This window comes from Pelomonas sp. KK5 (assembly GCF_001984095.1).
In the GTDB taxonomy this organism is placed as follows: domain Bacteria; phylum Pseudomonadota; class Gammaproteobacteria; order Burkholderiales; family Burkholderiaceae_C; genus KK5.
In genome coordinates, this window is the sequence record NZ_LYVQ01000518.1 from 1 (window position 1) to 767 (window position 767).

Genomic DNA, 767 nt, shown 5'->3' on the forward strand with positions numbered 1-767 from the left:
AGGTTGCCCACCGCCTGCACCTGCACGGTCACCGCCACGGCCGCCGTGACCAACACCGGCACGGCCAGCAGCAGCAGTGGTGGCGGTGGTGGTGGTGGTGGTGCCTTCAGCCCGCTCTGGCTGGCCCTGCTGGCCCTCGTCTGCGTGGCGCTGCGCGCGCCTTTCAGGCGCGCCTGAGCACTGGCGTCTACTCGGCCGGCCCGCGCACGATGCGGGCCACGCCAAGCTTGAGGCCCAGCATGCCGAAGATCCGGTTCATCGTCTGCACGCTGCCTTCGCTGCCTTCGCTGCCTTCGCTGCGTTCCTGCTCGATGTCCTGCATGGTCCGGTAGGCCACGCCCGAGAGCTTGGCCATCTCGGCGGTTTTCCGTGCAAGTAACTCAGCTGGCCGGCGCCGAGGACGCGCAGGCCTTGAAGCCGCCGGCCAGCGCCGGATCCTTCGCCGCGGCGCCCTTGATGCGCGCCTGCATCGCCCCGTCGGCCGCGCCGATGCGCAGGCCCCAGTGCAGGGATGCGGCCTGCAGCTGCATCACCCGCAGGCCCTTCAGCGCGCGGGCGTCGAAGGCGGCCAGCGCCGCCTCGGCGGCACGCTGGCTGTCATAGCGGCCCAGCACGAAGGCCGGCAGTTCGTCGGCGGCCACGCCGGCCAGCGGCTCGTAGGGCACGTGCAGGCGCTTGTAGGTCTCTTCCTTGCGGTCGCGGAAGTCCTTGCTGGCCAGCTTGATCGTGGCGACGACCCACTGGCCGGCCGTCTCGCGCTTGTCGAT

At 71.2% G+C, this 767-nt stretch carries 2 protein-coding genes; both read right to left on the reverse strand.

The features are described 5' to 3' along the window. Positions 1-187 precede the first annotated feature (187 nt). A complete protein-coding gene (locus tag B0W88_RS34175; protein WP_158080996.1) occupies positions 188-355 on the reverse strand; it encodes a hypothetical protein in 168 nt (55 codons plus the stop codon). Between the two features lie 25 nt (positions 356-380). Next, the coding region (locus tag B0W88_RS34180) for a hypothetical protein (protein ID WP_158080997.1) at positions 381-767 on the reverse strand (387 nt) is incomplete at its 5' end.

What these genes read in the sequence shown, in the direction of transcription:
- B0W88_RS34175 (WP_158080996.1), bottom strand. Translation starts at nt 355, where the DNA reads ATGGCCAAGCTCTCGGGCGTGGCCTACCGGACCATGCAGGACATCGAG.